We start from the raw sequence: 16,271 nt of genomic DNA on the forward strand, positions 1-16,271 counted from the left end.
CCCCGGCGCGCAGCTACTGCGTCGCGGTGAGCAGCGTCTCCAACCCGCGGTCGCGCCGCGTTCGCCACGGCCGTGCGCCGCGGCGGTAGGCGCTTGGCGAGACGCCGGTCTTGTTGCGGAAGAAGCGGGTGAAATGACTTTGGGCGCTGAAGCCCAACTGATCCGAGATTTCGGCGATCGGCGCGTCATCCTCGGTCAGGCGGCGCACGGCCTCCTCCAGCAGCAGGGTGTCCGCATAATGGCGGGGCGTCATGCCGCAACAATCCCGGAACTGCTCGAAGAAACGCGAGCGGGACAGGCCGGCGCTGACCGCGATCGCGTCCACACCCGGATCCTTGGAGAGCGCTTCGCGCATCACCACGATCGCGCGCCGTATGCGTTGATCGATGGGGCGCACGCCCCGCGGCAAATGGGCGCCGCCGACGCAGCGCGCCAGCAGCAGCGCGAGCAGGGCGAAGAGCGGCTCCTCCAGGGCGGCGTCATCGTCCCGCTCGCCCTCGTCGCGCTCTCGGCGGGCCAGCAGCAATTGCGCCAGCCCGTCCCGCGCGGCGCAGACTTCGTCGTCGAGAGCCTGCTCCGGCTTTGCGAAGATCTCCGGCGGATAGCCCGTCTCGGCCAGGCCGATCGCCGGCCTGCCGAGCCAGCTAGGTTCAATGTAAAGGGCGAGGTACAGGCACGCTTGCCCGTCGGCGGCGCCGTCGCGGCTGTGCGCGCACCAGGGATTGATCAGCACCGCGGCGCGATCGGTCAGGGCGGCGGCGCCGTTCTCGGTGCGATAGCGCCCGTCGCCGCCGTCGATCTTCAGAAGGATGTGCAGCTGCGGGTGGGTGTGGGCCGGCGACGGATCAACCGCGCGATGCAAGGCGACGCGGCCGAAGCGTCCCTGGAAGCTGTGAATCGCCGTCTCGCTCATGCTGTGCGCCGCATCACCCCAAGAACCGTGGCGGTCTCGTGCAATCCTCCGCCCTCGACCGCAGGCGCCGCTCTGCGCCGCCATGCGCCCCCCGCGCTGCGCGGGACCGTCCGCGAACGGCCCCTTTCCCCGTAATCTTACGGGAGTAGGCTTGTCCGTGCCTCGCGAGAAAAGCCCAAACCGCATCATAAGGCCGAGAATCGGACGGCACGGTAAAACTCAAGGCTAGGACGTTTGCTTCGCCGGCCCCTGCGATTAGGATGCCGCAGCTGACGACGGGCGGCTATTCTCTTGATCCGGGAATGAGGGCGGAATGACCAACCAGAGCGCAAAGACCGGCGGCGAGCTGCTTGCGGAGGCCTTGGCGATTCACGGGACGGAGATCGCTTTCGGCGTTCCGGGGGAAAGCTATCTGGCGCTGCTGGACGCGTTGGTCGGCGGCTCGATTCGCTTCATCACCTGCCGTCAAGAAGGCGGCGCGGCGATGATGGCCGACGCCTACGGCAAACTGACCGGTCGACCGGGCGTCGCGATGGTGACCCGCGGCCCAGGCGCGACCAACGCCGCCGCCGGCGTCCATATAGCCTTTCAGGATTCGACGCCCATGATTCTGCTGGTCGGCCAGGTCGCGCGGGACATGCGTGACCGGGAGGCGTTTCAGGAAGTCGATTACCGCCAGATGTACGGCGCGTTGGCGAAATGGGTCGCCGAGATCGACGATGCGCGGCGCATCCCCGAGTATCTGAACCGCGCCTTCCACACCGCGACATCCGGCCGGCCGGGTCCGGTCGTCCTGGCCCTGCCGGAGGATATGCTGAGCGAGCGCGTCGCGCCGCCCCCGGCCGTCGATCGGTACGCGCCGCTCGAGGCGGCGCCGACGCCGGCGGCGATGGCGGACCTGCACCGGCGTCTCGCGGCGGCGGAGCGACCGCTGGCGCTGCTGGGCGGCGGCGGCTGGGACGCGGAAAGCCTCGCCCGCGTCCGCGCCTTTGCGGAGGCCGCAGACTTGCCGGTCGCCGCCTCCTTCCGCTGCCAGGACTATCTCGACAACCGCAGCGCCTGTTATGTCGGCCATGTCGGGATCGGGATCAATCCGGCGCTGGCGGCGCGGGTCAAGGAGGCGGATCTGCTTCTGGTCGTCGGCGCGCGCCTCGGCGAATCGACGACGGCCGGCTACACGTTGGTCGAGCCGCCGCGCCCGCGCCAACAGCTTATCCATGTCTATCCGCAGGCCGAGGAGCTCAACCGGGTCTATGACGCCGATCTCGGAATCGTGTCGGACGTGAAGGCCTTTGCGCGCGCCCTAGGCGACTTGGCGCCGCTGGACGGGTCGCGTTGGGCCGCTCACCGCGCAGCCGCGCGCGCGGACTATGAGGCGCACATCGAACCGCTGCCGGTCCCGGGCGCGCTGCAAATGGCGGACATCGTGCGCTGGCTCGCCGAGACCCTGCCGGAGGATGCGATCCTCGCCAACGGGGCCGGCAACTACACCACCTGGGTGCATCGCTTCTTCCCCTACCGCGGCTGGCGCACCCAATTGGCGCCGACGTCCGGCTCGATGGGCTACGGCGCGCCGGCCGCGGTCGCGGCCAAGGCCGTGCATCCGGACCGGCCGGTGATCGCCTTCGCGGGCGACGGGTGCTTCATGATGCACGGCCAGGAACTGGCGACGGCCGCGCAGTACGGCCTGGGAATTCTGGTGATCGTCGTCGACAACGGCATGTACGGAACCATCCGCATGCATCAGGAGCGCGAGTACCCGACACGGGTCAGCGGCACCGATTTGCGCAACCCCGATTTTGCGGCGCTCGCCGCCGCATACGGCGCCCATTCGGCGCGGGTCGAGAGGACGGAGGAATTCTTCCCAGCCTTCGAGACGGCGATGGCGGAGGCCGAGGCGGGGCGCCCGGCGCTGCTTCACCTGATCATCGATCCGGAAGCGTTGACCCCTGTTCAATCGCTCTCCCAGATTCGGGAGAAGGCGTTGGGCGCCGCCTGAGCCGCGACGCGCGGCGGCGGGGAATAGGAGGGCGTCGACCCGGCCGGCTGGCGGGACCTAGGCCCGCCCCTCACTCGATCTCCGCCTCGGTGATCGTCAGCGCCTCGGCCTTCTCGACCTGGGGCGCCGGCAAGGGCACGGTCTTGCCGGTCTCTAGGCTCGCCTGAACGGCGGTCATGTCGGCGCTTGCGATCAGCGCGCCCGTCTCGACATCAAGCATGCGGTGAATGAAGCGGAAGTGTTTCTTGCCGACGGCGATGAAGCCCGACTGGATCGTCACGAGCTCCCCGCCTTTCAACTCCCGGACATACTGGAAGCTCTGGCGAACCACCGCCACGCGACGGCCGTCCGCCTTCACGCCGCGCGGGGTGACGCCGATCGCATGCATCAGGAACCACGTGGCCTGATCGAACCGCTCGATATAGAGGCGCGAATTCATGGTGGATTCCGGATCGTATTCCGCCGCCAACACCGCGCCGCGGAAGGTTTCGATCCAATTGTCGCTTTTCGGCTCGGCCATCGCTCTATCGCCTCTCGTCGTCTGAAGCCTGATTGCCCCTAAGGAAATGCAGCATAATGCATTGTCCGGATCAGGCCAAGGGACGTCGGCGCGCGAAACAGCGTTGAGGCGGGCGACCGCATGCAATATACTGCATTTACTTGACGGGTGAAGAACGCCCGTTGCGCCGGGAAATATTTTAAGCTTAAAATATCGGCGCGACGGCGATGCTTCGTCCGTCCGACGCCGCGTCGGCCGGGTTCCCGGCGGCGGCGGAAGCGGTTAGGCTTCAGACGCGAAGCGGCCGGGCAAGAGCCGCACGACGTCGAGTAAGGGCGGGGTGAGACAGGGAGCGAAGCGCCGATCGACGCGACCGCCGCCGAGGCGAGCCGGAACGTTCCGGGGCGCGTCGGGGCATCTTCGCGCGGCGAGCGGCGAGCGGCTCCCGTCCCATTCCGAACGCCCGACGAGCGTCGTCCGCTCCGGCTTGGGGCGTGGCGGCGATCGCCGGGCGGTCGAACATCAAGTGCAATCGCTGCCCGACCGGGGTCGCGAGATCTGAGGTCGCAACGTCTGGGAGAAACGCAAAGTGAGCAAAAAAACTGATTTCACGCGCCGGCGGGCCCTCGGCCTGATGGGCGCGGCGGCTGGCGTCGGCGCGGTCGCCGGCTTCACGCCGACCAAGTTCGCCATCGGCCAGCAGGCGAAGGTCCGCATCGGCACGCTGCTGCCCTATAGCGGCACCTACGCCCGCCTCGGGGAGGCGATCACCAACGCGATGGTGATGCGCTTCGCCCAAGGCAAGGACATGCTGGGCGGCCGCGAGATCGAGCTGATCCGCCTCGATTCCGAAGCCGCGCCGCCGAAGGCGACGGAGAACACCTCCAAGCTGGTCAACAGTGAGAAGGTCGATTTCCTGGTCGGGCCCGTGCATTCCGGCGTCGCCATGGCGATGGCCAAGATCGCCCGCGAAGAGGGCGTGATGACGGTGATCCCCAACGCCGGCGCCGATCAGATCACCGGCCCGCTGTGCGCGCCGAACATCTTCCGCTCCTCCTTCTCGAACTGGCAGCCGGGCTATCCCATGGGCCGCGTGCTGGCCGAGGAAGGCAAGAAGCGGGTCGTCACCTGCTACTGGAACTACGGCGCCGGCCAGCAGTCCGCCCAGGGCTTCAAGGACGGCTACGCGGACGGCCTCAAGGAGACGGGGGGCGACGGCGAGATCGTCAAGGAAATCGGCGTGCCCTTCCCGGACGTCGAGTTCCAGTCGGTCCTCTCCGAGATCGCGGCGCTCAAGCCCGACGCGGTCTACACCTTCTTCGCCGGCGGCGGCGCGGTTAAGTTCGTCAAGGACTGGGCGGCGGCCGGCCTGAAGGATTCGGGCATCGAGCTGACCGGCGCAGGCTTCCTGACCGAAGGCGTGACCGAGGCGCAGGGCGAGGCCGCGGAGGGCATCCGCACCACGCTGCATTACGCCGACACGCTCGACAATCCGGTCAACCAGGTGTTCCGCCGGAACTATCGGGAAATGTGGGGCAAGGAAGCGGACGTCTACGCCGTGCAGGGCTATGACGCGGCGGAACTGATCCGCATCGGCCTGGAGGCCGTGGACGGCGACATGGGCGCGCGCGGCGAGATGGTCGCGGCGATGGAGAACGCCGTGATCGACAGCCCGCGCGGGCCGTTGAAGCTGTCGGCCGCCCACAACCCGGTGCAGAATTTCTACCTGCGCAAGGTGACGAACGGCGTCAACGCGGTCGAGCGGATCGCGGTCGAGGCGCTGTCCGCGCCGTCCCAGGGGTGCAGCATGGGCTGAGGCCCCAACTATCGCGGCGGGGCCGTCGACCCCTGAGTCGACGGCCCCCGTCCGCGCCTTTCGAAAACCCGGTCGGCGGCCTGGAGGGGCCCTGTCGACCGGGTTTTTCAAAGGCGCCGACAGCGACAGAGCGTCCGGCGGTGGTTTTCCAAAAGAAAGACGTGCGGCGGGGATGGATCTCACACTTCTGCTTATTCAGACGCTGAACGGCGTCCAGTACGGCCTGCTGCTGTTCCTGATCGCCAGCGGGCTGACGATCGTCTTCGGCATCATGGGCGTCATCAATCTGGCGCACGGCTCCTTCTACATGATCGGAGCCTATCTCGCCTGGTCGCTCACCAGCTGGACCGGCAGCATCTTCTGGGCGGTGCTCCTCGGCGCGCCTTTGGCCGCGTTGCTGGGACTGTTGGTGGAGCGGCTCTTCATCGTCCATCTCTACCATCGGGACCATCTGCAGCAGGTGCTGCTGACCTTCGGGTTGATCCTGATCTTCAACGAGATGCAGTCGATCATCTGGGGCGACGATCCTCACAGCATTCCCAAGCCGGAGTTCCTCCAGGGCTCGATCCCCTTGACCGAGGTGCAGGCCTATCCCGCCTATAATCTGTTCCTGGCGCTGGTCTGTCTGGCGCTGGCGGGCGTGATGTATTGGGTGGTGCAGAAGACGCGCCTCGGCATGCGCATCCGCGCGGGCTCCTCCAATCCGGAGATGATCCAGGCGCTCGGGATCAACACCAAGGTGCTGTTCGCCACGGTTTTTTCGATCGGCGTCACGATGGCGGCGCTGGCCGGACTGCTGGCCGCGCCGGAGCGCTCGATCTATCCCGGCATCGGCGAGCAGGTTCTGATCATCAGCTTCGTCGTCGTGGTCATCGGCGGCATCGGCTCGATCAAGGGCGCCTTCGTCGGCGCGCTGCTGATCGGCCTGATGGACAGCCTCGGCGCCACGATCCTGCGCAGCTTCGACGATGTCGAGCTGATGAGCGGGCTCAGCGTCGACAATCTCACCTCCGTCACCGTCTACGCGTTGATGGCGGCGATTCTGCTGTGGCGGCCGGCCGGCCTCTACGGCCGCGCGCACTGACCGGTCGGGCGAGGAGAGAAACGAGATGGTGACGATTCCCCGTCTGTCCGCGCTTTTGGTGCTGGCCGCGATCGTGCTCGGGTTGGCGTTGACGCCGCTCTTCGGCGAGACCTACGCGATCAAGGTCGCGACGCGCATGATCGTCTTCGCGATCTTTGCGATGAGCCTTGATCTGCTGCTCGGCTACACAGGGCTGGTCAGTTTCGGTCACGCCGCGTTCTTCGGGTTGGCGGCCTACAGCCTTCAGATCTATTCGCCGGAGTACGAGGCCGCGAACCTTCTGTTCGCGCTGCCGGTCGTGCTCGGCGTCACCGCTCTGGTGGGCGGGTTGATCGGCGCCTTGGTGGTGCGGACCAGCGGCATCTACTTCATCATGGTGACGCTCGCCTTCGCGCAGATGCTGTTCTACTTCTTCCACGACAGCCAGATCGCCGGCGGCAGCGACGGCGCCTATATCTGGGTGAAGCCGGTGCTGGCGATCGGCGAGGTCCAGCTCTTCAGCTTCGGCAGCCGAGAGGCCCTGCTGTGGTTCGCCGTCGGCGCGATGCTGACGGTCTACGGGCTGCTGCTCATGCTGTTGCGCTCCCCCTTCGGTCAGGTCATCCAGGGCATCAAGGTGAACGAGCACCGGATGCGCGCGCTCGGCTACGACACCTATCGCTACAAGCTGGTCAGCTTCATCATCTCGGCCACGGTCGCGGGTCTCGCGGGCTTCATCTACGCCTGCATCGACGGCTACGTCTCGCCCGAGCTGCTCGGCTGGCATGAAAGCGGGATCGGCCTCGTCATGGTGATCCTGGGCGGCATGGGCACGCTGATCGGTCCGATCGTGGGCGCCGTCGCCTTCCTGGGCGTGGAGGAGCTGGCGAAAGAACGCGAACTGGTCGGCTTCATGGCCGACCACTTCCAGATCATCATCGGCGCCTTCGTCATCGCCGTCGTCTTGGGCCTGAAAAACGGCCTCGTGGGGACGCTGGCCGGCGCCGGACGGGCGGAACCCGATCCGCTTGAGACCGAAGAGGGAGAGAAGCCGTGAGCGGCCCCGTTCTCAGCACGAAAGCCGTCTCAAAGAGCTTCGGCGGTCTGCAGGCGGTGCGCGACGTCACGCTGGATTTCGCGACCGGCCGGGTCGACGTGGTGATCGGACCCAACGGCGCCGGCAAGACGACTTTGATCAATCTGCTCTCCGGCGATCTGACGCCGACCTCGGGCCAGGTGATCTATCGCGGCCAGGACATCACCTCCATGCCGCCGCACCGGATCAGCCAGCTCGGGGTGGGGCGCAGCTATCAGCGCACCAACATCTTTCCGGAATTCACCTGCTACCGGAACGTCTGGCTGGCCGCGCAGTCGCGCATGCGCTCCTCGATGCGGTTCTTTCGAGCGGCCTCCGCGCGAAAGGATGTGGCCGCACGCGCCGACCGGGCCATTGAGCTGGCCGGCCTGACGCATCGCGCGCGCACGGTCGCCGCGAATGTCAGCCACGGCGAGCAACGCCAACTCGAGGTCGCCATGCTGCTGGCGACCGAGCCGGAGGTGCTGTTGCTCGACGAGCCGCTCGCCGGCATGGGGCCGGAGGAGACCGAGAACATCGTGCAGCTGATCCACACCTTGAAGGCGACCCATTGCGTGGTGTTGATCGAGCACGACATGGACGCGGTCTTCGCGGTCGCGGATCAGTTGACGGTGATGGTCAACGGCGCGGTGCTGGAGACCGGGCCGCCGGAGAAAATCCGCTCCAGCGAGACGGTGCGCGAGGCCTATCTCGGCGACGAGATGATCTGAAGGACGGGAACGAGATGGCGGAGACCGGAATCGCCGAGAAGGTTGAGGCGCGCGCAGCCGAGGCGGCGCTTAGCTTCCAGGACGTGCACACCTATTACGGGGCGAGCCACATCTTGCGCGGCCTCAGCTTCACGGTTGGGCGGGGCGAGTGCGTGAGCCTGATGGGCCGCAACGGCATGGGCAAGTCGACGACGCTGCGCACGGCCATGGGGCTGGTCGCGCCCAAACGCGGGATGGTGATGCAGTTTGGCGAGCCGGCGACGGGCCGTCCCTCTTACAAGAGCGCCACCAGCGGGCTGGCCTTCGTGCCGGAAGGGCGCGGAATTTTTCCCAATCTGACGGTGCGCGAAAATCTGATCGTCGCCGCGCGGCCCGGGCGCGACGGCCGCGTGGACTGGACGCTAGAGCGGGTGCTCGAGCTTTTTCCGCGGCTCGCCGAGCGCATCGACAACTGGGGCAACAATCTGTCCGGCGGCGAACAGCAGATGCTCACCATCGGGCGGGCGCTGATGACCAATCCGGATCTGCTGTTGCTGGACGAAGCGACGGAGGGACTGGCCCCGCTGATCCGCGAAGAGATCTGGCGGGTGCTGGGCGAGATCAAAGGGACGGGCATCGCCTGTCTCGTGGTCGACAAGAACGTGAAGCGGCTGGTCGAGATCTGCGACCGTCACCTGGTGCTGGTGAAAGGCGAACTGGTCTTCAACGGCGACGGCGAGCAGCTGATGGCGGATCCGGACTTCCTGCATCGCCATCTGGGGGTGTGACGCGCCGACAAGCGACAGGCGACGACGGCGCCCCTCGGCGTTCCCCCGGGACAAGGCCTGGGCGACGGGGTTCTAGGGGGCTCCGCTGGCGGCCTGGCCTTGAGGGTGTGTCCCAGCGCAGGCGGGGACCTTTCTCAAGCTCCTCCGCCGCGTGGGCGGGCCGCCTGAGGCCCCGCTTTTGCGGGGGCGCGCAAGACCCTCGCGAAGGGCCGCTCCTCTCAGAACCCGAACATATGGTCGAGCGAGAAGCTGTCCGCGCCGCGTTCGCCCGCCATCAGGCCGTGATAGCCGAAGAGGCGGCAGGTCGTGTCGCGGATCAGGACGTAGCCGTCCGCGCCGGCCTGCGCGCAGGCCTCGGCGGAGAACAGGCCGCGCTGGGTGAAGCGGAAGCTGCCGCCGGCGGGAATCTCGACCGTCTCGCTCGCCACCGCCTGGCCTTGGCCGTCGGTCAGCGTCAGCTCGGTGCGGCTGGTCGCCTTCCACTCGGTCGAGACCGGATAGATCAAATGGCAGAAGGCGTCGTAACCGTCAGGTCCGATGCGCAGGAAGAGGCGCGTCGACAGGCCCGGCGGCTTGCCGGCGTAGCTCTGCGGCTCGCCCTTGTAGGTCAGGACATGGTTGAACATGTGCGCGCCGAAGCTGGTCTCCGCCGCATGGCCTGAGCGCCGGTCGGTGTAGCGGAACAGCCCGTGCAGCCAGCCGTCCGCGACCCCGCCGTCGCGGAAGTCGTAGATCAGCTCGGCGTGGCCGTACTCGCCGGCGCCGAGGCCGGCCTCCAGCGCCAGCGCGCGAAGGTCGAGCGTCTGCGCGTGGTCGCGCGGCAGGCGCCCGAAGCTGTGACGCGCGATCTCCCGCCCGCCGGCGTCGTACAGCACCGCCTGCGTCGGCAGGTCGGTCTGCGCGGTCGACATCGGGGTCGGCAGCGCGACGCTGTCGTAGTCCGCCGGCGGAAGGATCGGGGCGGGCAGGATGTAGCCCTTGCCCATCAGATCCTCCAGCGTTCGGATCTTCGGATCGTCGACCAGATCGACGCGCTCGACGTTCGGATGACTGATGCGCTCGCGCCCGTTGCCCTTCACGATCTCGTAGCGCGGGCGGACCATGTGCTTGCCGGCCTCGATCTCGATCTGCTCCGGCCAGGCGAGGCCCGGGAGCAGGTCGGCCACGTCCAGCGGATAAGAGCCGAAGGGCGGCACCTCGCGGTCCAACCAGACGGTCTGATCCCGGCCCATCCGCCGCAGGCCGATCGCGCCTTTCGGGATCGGGGCGGGGTGGCTGTTCTGGACCCACAGCGTCACCCGCTCGCCCTGGTCCGGGGCGGGTAGACCGGCGTAGAGATCGGCCGGCCAGGCGTTGGCGTCGTGCGTGCAGGAGAGCGCGGCGTTGTCGTCGCCGTAGGTGTCGAGGGCGTATTTGACGATGTCGTGCCCCTTCGCCCCGATGACGTGCAGGAACAGCTGACCCGCGAAGGGGCCGAGGTCGAAGCGCGCGCGCACGTCCCGGCTGTCGAAAACGACGCCCGCGTTGGCCGGCCCCAGCGTTTCGCGCCAGTGCGCGAGCCGCCGGCCGTCCGCGTCGAACAGACAAGCCCAGATCTCGACCTTCTCCGCGCCGTAGCCGCCCCAGTAGTTGGCGGTGACCAGACGCGTGTGCCGTCCCTCGTCGTCGCGAAAGAAGGCGAAATTGGTGGCCCAGTTGAGATTGTCGAGATAGCGCCGCGGGTTGGTCTGCATATCCTCGGGAATGCGCAGGGCGTCGAGCGTCATCAAGTCCGCGCCTTCGGGCAGAAGGTGACGAATCTGATCGGCCAAGCGCTCGGCCTCGAAGGCGGTGATCAGAACGGCCTTGGCCCCGGAGGACGCCAGATCGGTGACCGGCTGCGCCTGCAGGCCGATGCGCGTGTCGCCGATCGTCTCCACGTCCTGCACGAAGAGGCCGCACAGGTCGAGGCCGGAGAGATCGTGAATCGCGTTCACCGCCTCGGCCATGCCGGTCGGATCGTAAAGCGCGACGGGACCGGCGGCCTCCAGCTTGGCGCGCAGCTGCTTCGCCGGCTCCGCCGCCAGCGGGTGGCCCAACGCCTTGAAGGTGGAGAAGCCGCCGATCTTGTTGGAGAAGGTTTCGATGGTGAGCGCCATGTCGGCCTGTCCTTGAGATAGGTCGCGGTAAGAAGGTCGGCCGCCCCGAGCGTCAGGAGGCGAAGGGCAGCTTCTTCAGAAAGGCGGAGAGGCCGTGGCGGCGCTGCTCGCGCCGAACGTAGCTCTCGTCCACCACCCAGTTGAGTTGGATCGCGCGGCGCGGCCCCTCGTAGGGCTTGTGGCCGTGCCAGGCGTCCGGCGTACACTTGAAGGCCAACAGAGTGCCGGCGTCCGGCGGCACTTCGGCGGCGAAATCGTCGAGACTGTCCGGGCCGTTCAAAAGCCTGAGGCGCCCGCCCTCGGCCTCCCAGCCGCCGTTCATGTACAGCAGAACGGTGACCAGCTTCCCCTTGCTGTCGGTGTGGATCTGGCCGTCCTTGGCGCGGCAGCGCGCGCGCACCGTCACCATCGTCGGGCGTCCGGCGAGATCGAGGTCGAACTTCTCCGACATGGCCGCCGTCATCTCGGGACCGCGCAGGGCGTCGATCATGCGTTGGAAAGCCGGGCCGCTGGTCACCGAGAACAGCGGAATGGAGCCGGGCTTGTCGATCTTGGGATAATCCGCCTCGACCGCATCTCGGACGTCCGCCCTAAGGAAGCCCGGAACGATCAGATGCGCAAACGGCGCGTCGGCGACCGGGGTCGCGCGCAGCCGGTCGAGGTCGATCGGAGAGGCGTCGGCGAGCGTGCTCATAATCTCCGGTTTACCGGACGAATCGCCGCTGCGCAAACCCGCGCGTCAGGCGGAAGAGGGGCTTGCGTCGAGCAGCGCCCGGACGCGCTCCGCCGCCCGACGCGTGTCGTCGAGCGGCGACGGCGCCCAGGTGAAATCGATCTTGCCTTCAAAAGGTCGCACCGCGTCGGCGTCGAACATCGATTGGTGAAAGCGCCGGAACTTCTCCACCCGACCCACGGCGGGAAGCCGCAGCAGATAGACCGGTTTTCCCGTCGATGCGGCCTCCGAGACCATATTCACCGAATCGCCCGTCGCCAGAATCGCATCCGCTGCGCCCAGCCAGGCGAAATACGGGTTCGGCCCCTGCAGGTCCCAGACCTGTCCCGGCGTCCCGGAAAGCGCGCGCTTCAGAATGCGGACGTTCTCCGACCCCGTGCGCCGCGAGGGGCTGACCAGCAGCGAGCCGCGCGTCTTGTGCGCGACCTCCTTCAATTGTGCGGCGAGCCGCGCCGTCTCCACTTCGTCCAGGCGATAGGCGCCGTTGGAGCCGCCGATCAGCACGGCGATCCGGGGCTTCGGCCATTGCCGTTCCTTGTCGGCCAGGGCCGCGGCCGCCCGGTCGAGGCGCTCACGAGTGACCCGATGGACGGAGCCGGCCGTCACCTCGACGTTCGGGCCGTCGATCCGATCGTGCGCCGGCGCGACCACCAGATCGAACCGCGACAGCGGGACGTGCGGGTGCTGGATGTGAACCGCAAGCGTCGCCCCGCCGGAGCGCCGCTTCACTTCGAGCGCCGGTCCGACCGCGTGGCGACCGCACGAGATGACGAGGCGCGGCCACGGCGCCGCCAGTTGGTCGCTGCGCGGACTGAGACCCATGACGCCCGGCGGCCACAGCGCGGCCGGCAGAAAGCGCCATGGCAGGCCGCCGCGCAGACGCTTCGTCTCGTGCGGCAGGCCGACGGCTTCGGCCAGGCCGATGGCCTGCGCCTCCATCCCGGCCTTCCCGTCGGTGAGCACCCAGCAGAGAGTGTCGGCAGCCTGCATCGCGTTGGCGGTTCCGTCCCGTAGATAGGTGAAAGAGGGTGCGCCGGCTCGGGGGCGTGCGGGCCGGCCTAGTCGGCGAATCGCGCCGGACTATGCCGCCCTGACCGCCTGCGGGCAAGCGCGGATGACGCGGATTTTGAGCGCGGTCTCTTGCTAATAATGTTGCGCCGCCCCCGCCGTTCGCGCTATTCCCTTACCACCTCTCCAGCGCCAGAAAAGAGCCCGCAAACGCATGCGCCGCACCAAGCTCGACAAGATCGATCGCAAGATTCTCCGGGACCTGCAGGCCAACGGCCGTATAACCAATGTCGAGTTGGCCAAGAACGCCGGAATTTCCGCGCCGCCCTGCTTGCGACGGGTGCGCGCGCTGGAAGAAGCGGGTTTCATCCGCGGCTATCACGCCGATCTGGACGAGGAGCAGTTAGGGTACGGCGTCACCGTCTTCGCCTTCGTCGGGCTGGACAGCCAGGCCGAAAGCGATCTGGTTCAGTTCGAGGAGCAGGTGCGCCGCTGGCCCTTGGTGCGCGAGTGCCACATGCTGCAGGGCGAAACGGACTTCCTGCTGAAGGTCGTCGCGCGCGATCTCGACAGCTACAATCGATTTCTGACCAATGAGTTGACCGCGGCGAAGCATGTGAGCCACGTGCGCTCCGCAATCGGCATCCGCACCTCCAAGCGCGATGTCGGCGTGCCGATCGATCCGGAACGGCCGGAAGAGGATCTCGACGGCGAGGCGTAGGCGACGGGGGCCGTCAGGCTATCGCCGCGCCGCCGTGCAGCACGCGAACCGCCGGCAATCGCAGAATCGCGCTCAGCCCGCCGCCGTCGCGCGGGAGGATCTCCAACTCACCGCCATGAAGCCGCGCGATCGAGCGTGCGAGCGGCAGGCCGAGGCCGGTTCCGGCCGCCTGGGCGCGGATCGGCGCGGAGGATTGCTCGAACGGCCTCATTACGCGGTCGAGATCGCTCGGCAGGATACCCGGTCCGCGATCTCGCACGCTCAACTCCAGCTCGCCGCGCTCCGTGCGCGCGGCTGAGACGTCGACGCACTCTCCGTCGCCGCTGTATTTGATCGCATTGGACAACAGGTTCGCCAGCGCCTGGCGCAGCAACCGGTCGTCCCCGCGCACGATGAGGTCCGGGTCGATCGGCGCGATCGCGACGCCGACATGCGCGGCGCGCCCCTGGCCGCGCTGCAGCGCGCAGGTGTCCGCGACCAACCGGCCCACGGCGACGTCGACCGTCTGGATGTCGAAGGAGCCGGCCTCGATCTTGGAGAGGTCCAGTACATCGTTCAGGATCGCCATCAGGTGATGCGCGCTGTGGTGGACGATGCCCGAATACTCCTCGTAGCGCGGGTTGCCGAGCGGTCCGAACAGGCCGTCGCGCATGGTTTCGGTAAAGCCGAGAATGGCGTTCAGCGGCGTGCGCAGCTCATGGCTCAGATTGGCCAGGAAGTCGGTCTTGTTGCGGCTAGCCCGGTGTTCGCGATCCAACGCGACGACCAAACGCTCGTTGGTCTCTTCGAGCTCGGTCGTACGTCGTTTGACGGCGTCTTCGAGATAGGCGCGCGCGTGCGCTTCGCCCTCCAGCGCCGCCCGGTAGTCAAGATCCAGGGCGAAGAGCGCCACGGCGTTGCGGACAAGATCGCGATACGGCTGAAAGGCGCCCGGATCGGTCAGGTCAAGCCGACAGAAGCCGTGCCCGCCCGCGTGCGAGTGCATTGGAATCGACAAGGAACGGCCGCCCTCGCACTCGGCGGCGGCCTTTCCGTCCCCTCCGATCACCACGGCCGCGGCCGACACGCCGGGCAGATCCTCCAGCGCAAGCGCCAGGAACCGCGACGCCGGACCGACGTCGGGGAAGCTGCGGGCGGCGTTCAGGGCGACGAAGAGATTGCCGGCGTGATCGATGGCGGATGTCATGAAGGCTCGTCCGGGAGGATCCTCACAGCGCTCAGGCGTGGAGGCCGCAGACGCTCGGCGGGTCTGCGAGGTGCGGGTCGGTCGGGTCGAAATAGGGGCTGGGGAGGATCTGGCCGTTCATCACCATGTAGGGATGGACCTTCAGCACGCGATACAGCGTCTGGGGGTCGAAGCGCCCGGCGTCGTATTGGCAAATCGCGGTCAGCGGCTTGTCGACGAGCGCCTCGGTGACCTCGAATTCGTAGCGGATCAGTTCGTCCATGTCGCAGGCGCCGGGGGTCAGGGCCCACTCCATCTCCCCCGTCACCATGATCGGCGCGTCCGGCGGTCCGGCCGCGTGCAACCGGTCGTATCCCTCGCGCAGCCGATTTATCATCGGCGCGCGGCGGAACGGCCCGTCCGGCGTGTAGACGTTCTGCGCCGCCCGCCAGGTTATGGCGCGCGGCCGATCCGAAGGATGGCGCGGGGAGAGCCGGTCCAGTTGATCGATCAACGCGCCCTCGTCCGTCTCGGCCCCGAAATATTCGATCAGGCCGCCCGCCTCGACGCCGCCTTCAAGCCATCGGGCGATCGTGCGGATCCGTTCGTCGTCGTCGCCGTACAGATAGCACATGTGAAGGCCCGGCGCCGGAGCGTCTAAGCTGTAGTCGGCCATGGTCGACCCTCCTTGTCGGCGCGCGTCGCTGGCGCCCTCCAAAGGTATTAGACCATACGGTGCATTAAGAAGATGTAAAGAAAGTCGGAGAGGGGGCGGCGCGTTCGAAAGCGGGCGCGCGGGCGAGCGGTCCGGCTCAGAGCCGACCGTCGTCGGGCGGTCCGCGGCGCGGATCGCGATAGTCGTCCACCGCCTGATCGTGGCCGGAGCGGTGCGAGCGCCGGATAAGCGCCAACAGACCGAGATAGAGGCCGAAGACGCCGAGCAGGATCAGCAGAACCGATATCCAGCCGTGGATGGAGAAATTGAAGCCGGTGAGAGCGTTCAGCCAGTCGGCGAAGGCGTTGAAGATGTCCATGCGAGCGACCTAGCGCGGGCGCGCCCGGGGGGCAAGCCGCCTCACTTGAACTTTACGTCGACGACTTCGTAATCCTTGGCCCCGCCGGGGGTGACCAGCTCGAAGACGTCGCCGACGGTCTTGCCGATCAAGGCGCGCGCCATCGGCGAGGCGATGGACAGCTTGCCCTCTTTGATGTCGGCTTCCAGTTCGCCGACGAGCCGGTAGACCGACTCCTCGTCCGTGTCGCAATCGGCGACCGTGACGGTCGCGCCGAACTTCACCTGATCGCCGTCGAGCTTGCTGGCGTCGATTACGTCGGCGCGGCTGATGCTGTCCTCAAGCTGCGCGATGCGGCCTTCGACGAAGGACTGCCGCTCGCGCGCGGCGTGGTATTCGGCGTTCTCGGAGAGATCGCCGTGCTCGCGCGCTTCCGCGATCGCCTGGATGATCGCCGGGCGCTCCTGCGTCTTGAGGGTCTTGAGCTCTTCCTGCATGGCCTCATAGCCCTGCAGGGTCATCGGCACCTTTTCCATCGAACCGAACCTTACAAGCGTGTTCGTCCTTCAGCGCGGCGGACGGCGAAAGCTCGTCCGGCGCACGCCGCGGGGCGCGATGCGCGCGACCGCG

Annotated in this window: 16 protein-coding genes; 7 read left to right on the forward strand and 9 right to left on the reverse strand. The window is 67.5% G+C overall.

What is annotated here, in order from left to right; translation table 11 throughout:
• Positions 1–13: 13 nt before the first annotated feature.
• Positions 14–913, reverse strand: coding sequence for a helix-turn-helix domain-containing protein (locus RIB45_RS04055; protein WP_350048941.1), 900 nt, complete (start codon positions 911–913; stop codon positions 14–16).
• A gap of 313 nt (positions 914–1,226) precedes the next feature.
• On the opposite strand from RIB45_RS04055, the gene RIB45_RS04060 reads away from it, so the two are divergent.
• Positions 1,227–2,912 (forward strand): thiamine pyrophosphate-binding protein, encoded by a 1,686-nt coding sequence (locus tag RIB45_RS04060; RefSeq protein ID WP_350048942.1) that lies wholly within the window; start codon positions 1,227–1,229, stop codon positions 2,910–2,912.
• 70 nt (positions 2,913–2,982) lie between these two features.
• Here the strand turns inward: RIB45_RS04060 and RIB45_RS04065 are convergent, their stop codons facing one another.
• Positions 2,983–3,432 (reverse strand): acyl-CoA thioesterase, encoded by a 450-nt coding sequence (locus RIB45_RS04065; RefSeq protein ID WP_350048943.1) that lies wholly within the window; start codon positions 3,430–3,432, stop codon positions 2,983–2,985.
• A 568-nt stretch (positions 3,433–4,000) separates the two neighbouring features.
• On the opposite strand from RIB45_RS04065, the gene RIB45_RS04070 reads away from it, so the two are divergent.
• The 5 genes from RIB45_RS04070 to RIB45_RS04090 all read left to right on the forward strand — a co-directional run bounded on the left by RIB45_RS04070 (position 4,001) and on the right by RIB45_RS04090 (position 8,863).
• A complete protein-coding gene (locus RIB45_RS04070) occupies positions 4,001–5,227 on the forward strand; it encodes an ABC transporter substrate-binding protein (protein WP_350048944.1) in 1,227 nt (408 codons plus the stop codon).
• A gap of 172 nt (positions 5,228–5,399) precedes the next feature.
• The gene (locus tag RIB45_RS04075) at positions 5,400–6,311 is read left to right on the forward strand and encodes a branched-chain amino acid ABC transporter permease (RefSeq protein WP_350048945.1); all 912 of its coding nucleotides are present in this window, start codon (positions 5,400–5,402) and stop codon (positions 6,309–6,311) included.
• A gap of 25 nt (positions 6,312–6,336) precedes the next feature.
• Positions 6,337–7,347, forward strand: a complete 1,011-nt coding sequence (locus RIB45_RS04080; RefSeq protein ID WP_350048946.1) for a branched-chain amino acid ABC transporter permease — start codon at positions 6,337–6,339, stop codon at positions 7,345–7,347.
• Positions 7,344–8,096, forward strand: a complete 753-nt coding sequence (locus RIB45_RS04085) for an ABC transporter ATP-binding protein (protein WP_350048947.1) — start codon at positions 7,344–7,346, stop codon at positions 8,094–8,096. Before RIB45_RS04080 ends, RIB45_RS04085 begins: the two co-directional genes overlap by 4 nt.
• Before the next feature lie 14 nt (positions 8,097–8,110).
• Complete coding sequence (locus RIB45_RS04090) at positions 8,111–8,863, forward strand: ABC transporter ATP-binding protein (protein ID WP_350048948.1); 753 nt, start codon at positions 8,111–8,113, stop codon at positions 8,861–8,863.
• 218 nt (positions 8,864–9,081) lie between these two features.
• Here RIB45_RS04090 and RIB45_RS04095 read toward each other — a convergent pair whose 3' ends face one another.
• The 3 genes from RIB45_RS04095 to RIB45_RS04105 are packed head-to-tail and all read right to left on the reverse strand — an operon-like array spanning position 9,082 to position 12,724.
• On the reverse strand, positions 9,082–11,001 hold the full coding sequence (locus RIB45_RS04095) for a hypothetical protein (protein WP_350048949.1): 1,920 nt from the start codon (positions 10,999–11,001) through the stop codon (positions 9,082–9,084).
• Between the two features lie 52 nt (positions 11,002–11,053).
• Positions 11,054–11,695 carry a 2OG-Fe(II) oxygenase gene (locus tag RIB45_RS04100; protein ID WP_350048950.1) on the reverse strand — a complete coding sequence of 214 codons (642 nt, stop codon included), beginning with the start codon at positions 11,693–11,695 and terminating at the stop codon, positions 11,054–11,056.
• Positions 11,696–11,740: 45 nt separating this feature from the next.
• Positions 11,741–12,724: a mitochondrial fission ELM1 family protein gene (locus RIB45_RS04105; protein WP_350048951.1), complete on the reverse strand. Its 984-nt coding sequence runs from the start codon at positions 12,722–12,724 to the stop codon at positions 11,741–11,743.
• 232 nt (positions 12,725–12,956) lie between these two features.
• Here RIB45_RS04105 and RIB45_RS04110 point away from each other — a divergent pair, with 232 nt between their 5' ends.
• Positions 12,957–13,463, forward strand: coding sequence for an Lrp/AsnC family transcriptional regulator (locus RIB45_RS04110; RefSeq protein ID WP_350048952.1), 507 nt, complete (start codon positions 12,957–12,959; stop codon positions 13,461–13,463).
• 13 nt (positions 13,464–13,476) lie between these two features.
• On the opposite strand, the gene RIB45_RS04115 is transcribed toward RIB45_RS04110, so the two are convergent.
• The 4 genes from RIB45_RS04115 to greA all read right to left on the reverse strand — a co-directional run bounded on the left by RIB45_RS04115 (position 13,477) and on the right by greA (position 16,177).
• Entirely contained in the window at positions 13,477–14,649 is a 1,173-nt protein-coding gene (locus RIB45_RS04115; RefSeq protein WP_350048953.1) for a sensor histidine kinase, read from the reverse strand.
• A gap of 31 nt (positions 14,650–14,680) precedes the next feature.
• Complete coding sequence (locus RIB45_RS04120) at positions 14,681–15,304, reverse strand: MEDS domain-containing protein (RefSeq protein WP_350048954.1); 624 nt, start codon at positions 15,302–15,304, stop codon at positions 14,681–14,683.
• Between the two features lie 136 nt (positions 15,305–15,440).
• Positions 15,441–15,662 carry a hypothetical protein gene (locus RIB45_RS04125; protein ID WP_350048955.1) on the reverse strand — a complete coding sequence of 74 codons (222 nt, stop codon included), beginning with the start codon at positions 15,660–15,662 and terminating at the stop codon, positions 15,441–15,443.
• Positions 15,663–15,703: 41 nt separating this feature from the next.
• The gene (greA, locus tag RIB45_RS04130) at positions 15,704–16,177 is read right to left on the reverse strand and encodes a transcription elongation factor GreA (protein WP_350048956.1); all 474 of its coding nucleotides are present in this window, start codon (positions 16,175–16,177) and stop codon (positions 15,704–15,706) included.
• Positions 16,178–16,271 lie beyond the last annotated feature (94 nt).

This window comes from Marivibrio sp. (assembly GCF_040218065.1).
GTDB lineage: Bacteria > Pseudomonadota > Alphaproteobacteria > UBA8366 > Aestuariispiraceae > Marivibrio.

Excerpts from the sequence above, each read along its gene's own strand:
- RIB45_RS04125 (WP_350048955.1), bottom strand. The coding sequence starts at position 15,662 with ATGGACATCTTCAACGCCTTCGCCGACTGGCTGAACGCTCTCACCGGC.
- greA (WP_350048956.1), bottom strand. The coding sequence starts at position 16,177 with ATGGAAAAGGTGCCGATGACCCTGCAGGGCTATGAGGCCATGCAGGAA.
- RIB45_RS04080 (WP_350048946.1), top strand. The coding sequence starts at position 6,337 with ATGGTGACGATTCCCCGTCTGTCCGCGCTTTTGGTGCTGGCCGCGATC.
- RIB45_RS04090 (WP_350048948.1), top strand. The coding sequence starts at position 8,111 with ATGGCGGAGACCGGAATCGCCGAGAAGGTTGAGGCGCGCGCAGCCGAG.
- RIB45_RS04055 (WP_350048941.1), bottom strand. The coding sequence starts at position 913 with ATGAGCGAGACGGCGATTCACAGCTTCCAGGGACGCTTCGGCCGCGTC.
- RIB45_RS04115 (WP_350048953.1), bottom strand. The coding sequence starts at position 14,649 with ATGACATCCGCCATCGATCACGCCGGCAATCTCTTCGTCGCCCTGAAC.
- RIB45_RS04110 (WP_350048952.1), top strand. The coding sequence starts at position 12,957 with ATGCGCCGCACCAAGCTCGACAAGATCGATCGCAAGATTCTCCGGGAC.
- RIB45_RS04120 (WP_350048954.1), bottom strand. The coding sequence starts at position 15,304 with ATGGCCGACTACAGCTTAGACGCTCCGGCGCCGGGCCTTCACATGTGC.
- RIB45_RS04105 (WP_350048951.1), bottom strand. The coding sequence starts at position 12,724 with ATGCAGGCTGCCGACACTCTCTGCTGGGTGCTCACCGACGGGAAGGCC.
- RIB45_RS04060 (WP_350048942.1), top strand. The coding sequence starts at position 1,227 with ATGACCAACCAGAGCGCAAAGACCGGCGGCGAGCTGCTTGCGGAGGCC.
- RIB45_RS04065 (WP_350048943.1), bottom strand. The coding sequence starts at position 3,432 with ATGGCCGAGCCGAAAAGCGACAATTGGATCGAAACCTTCCGCGGCGCG.
- RIB45_RS04095 (WP_350048949.1), bottom strand. The coding sequence starts at position 11,001 with ATGGCGCTCACCATCGAAACCTTCTCCAACAAGATCGGCGGCTTCTCC.
- RIB45_RS04075 (WP_350048945.1), top strand. The coding sequence starts at position 5,400 with ATGGATCTCACACTTCTGCTTATTCAGACGCTGAACGGCGTCCAGTAC.
- RIB45_RS04100 (WP_350048950.1), bottom strand. The coding sequence starts at position 11,695 with ATGAGCACGCTCGCCGACGCCTCTCCGATCGACCTCGACCGGCTGCGC.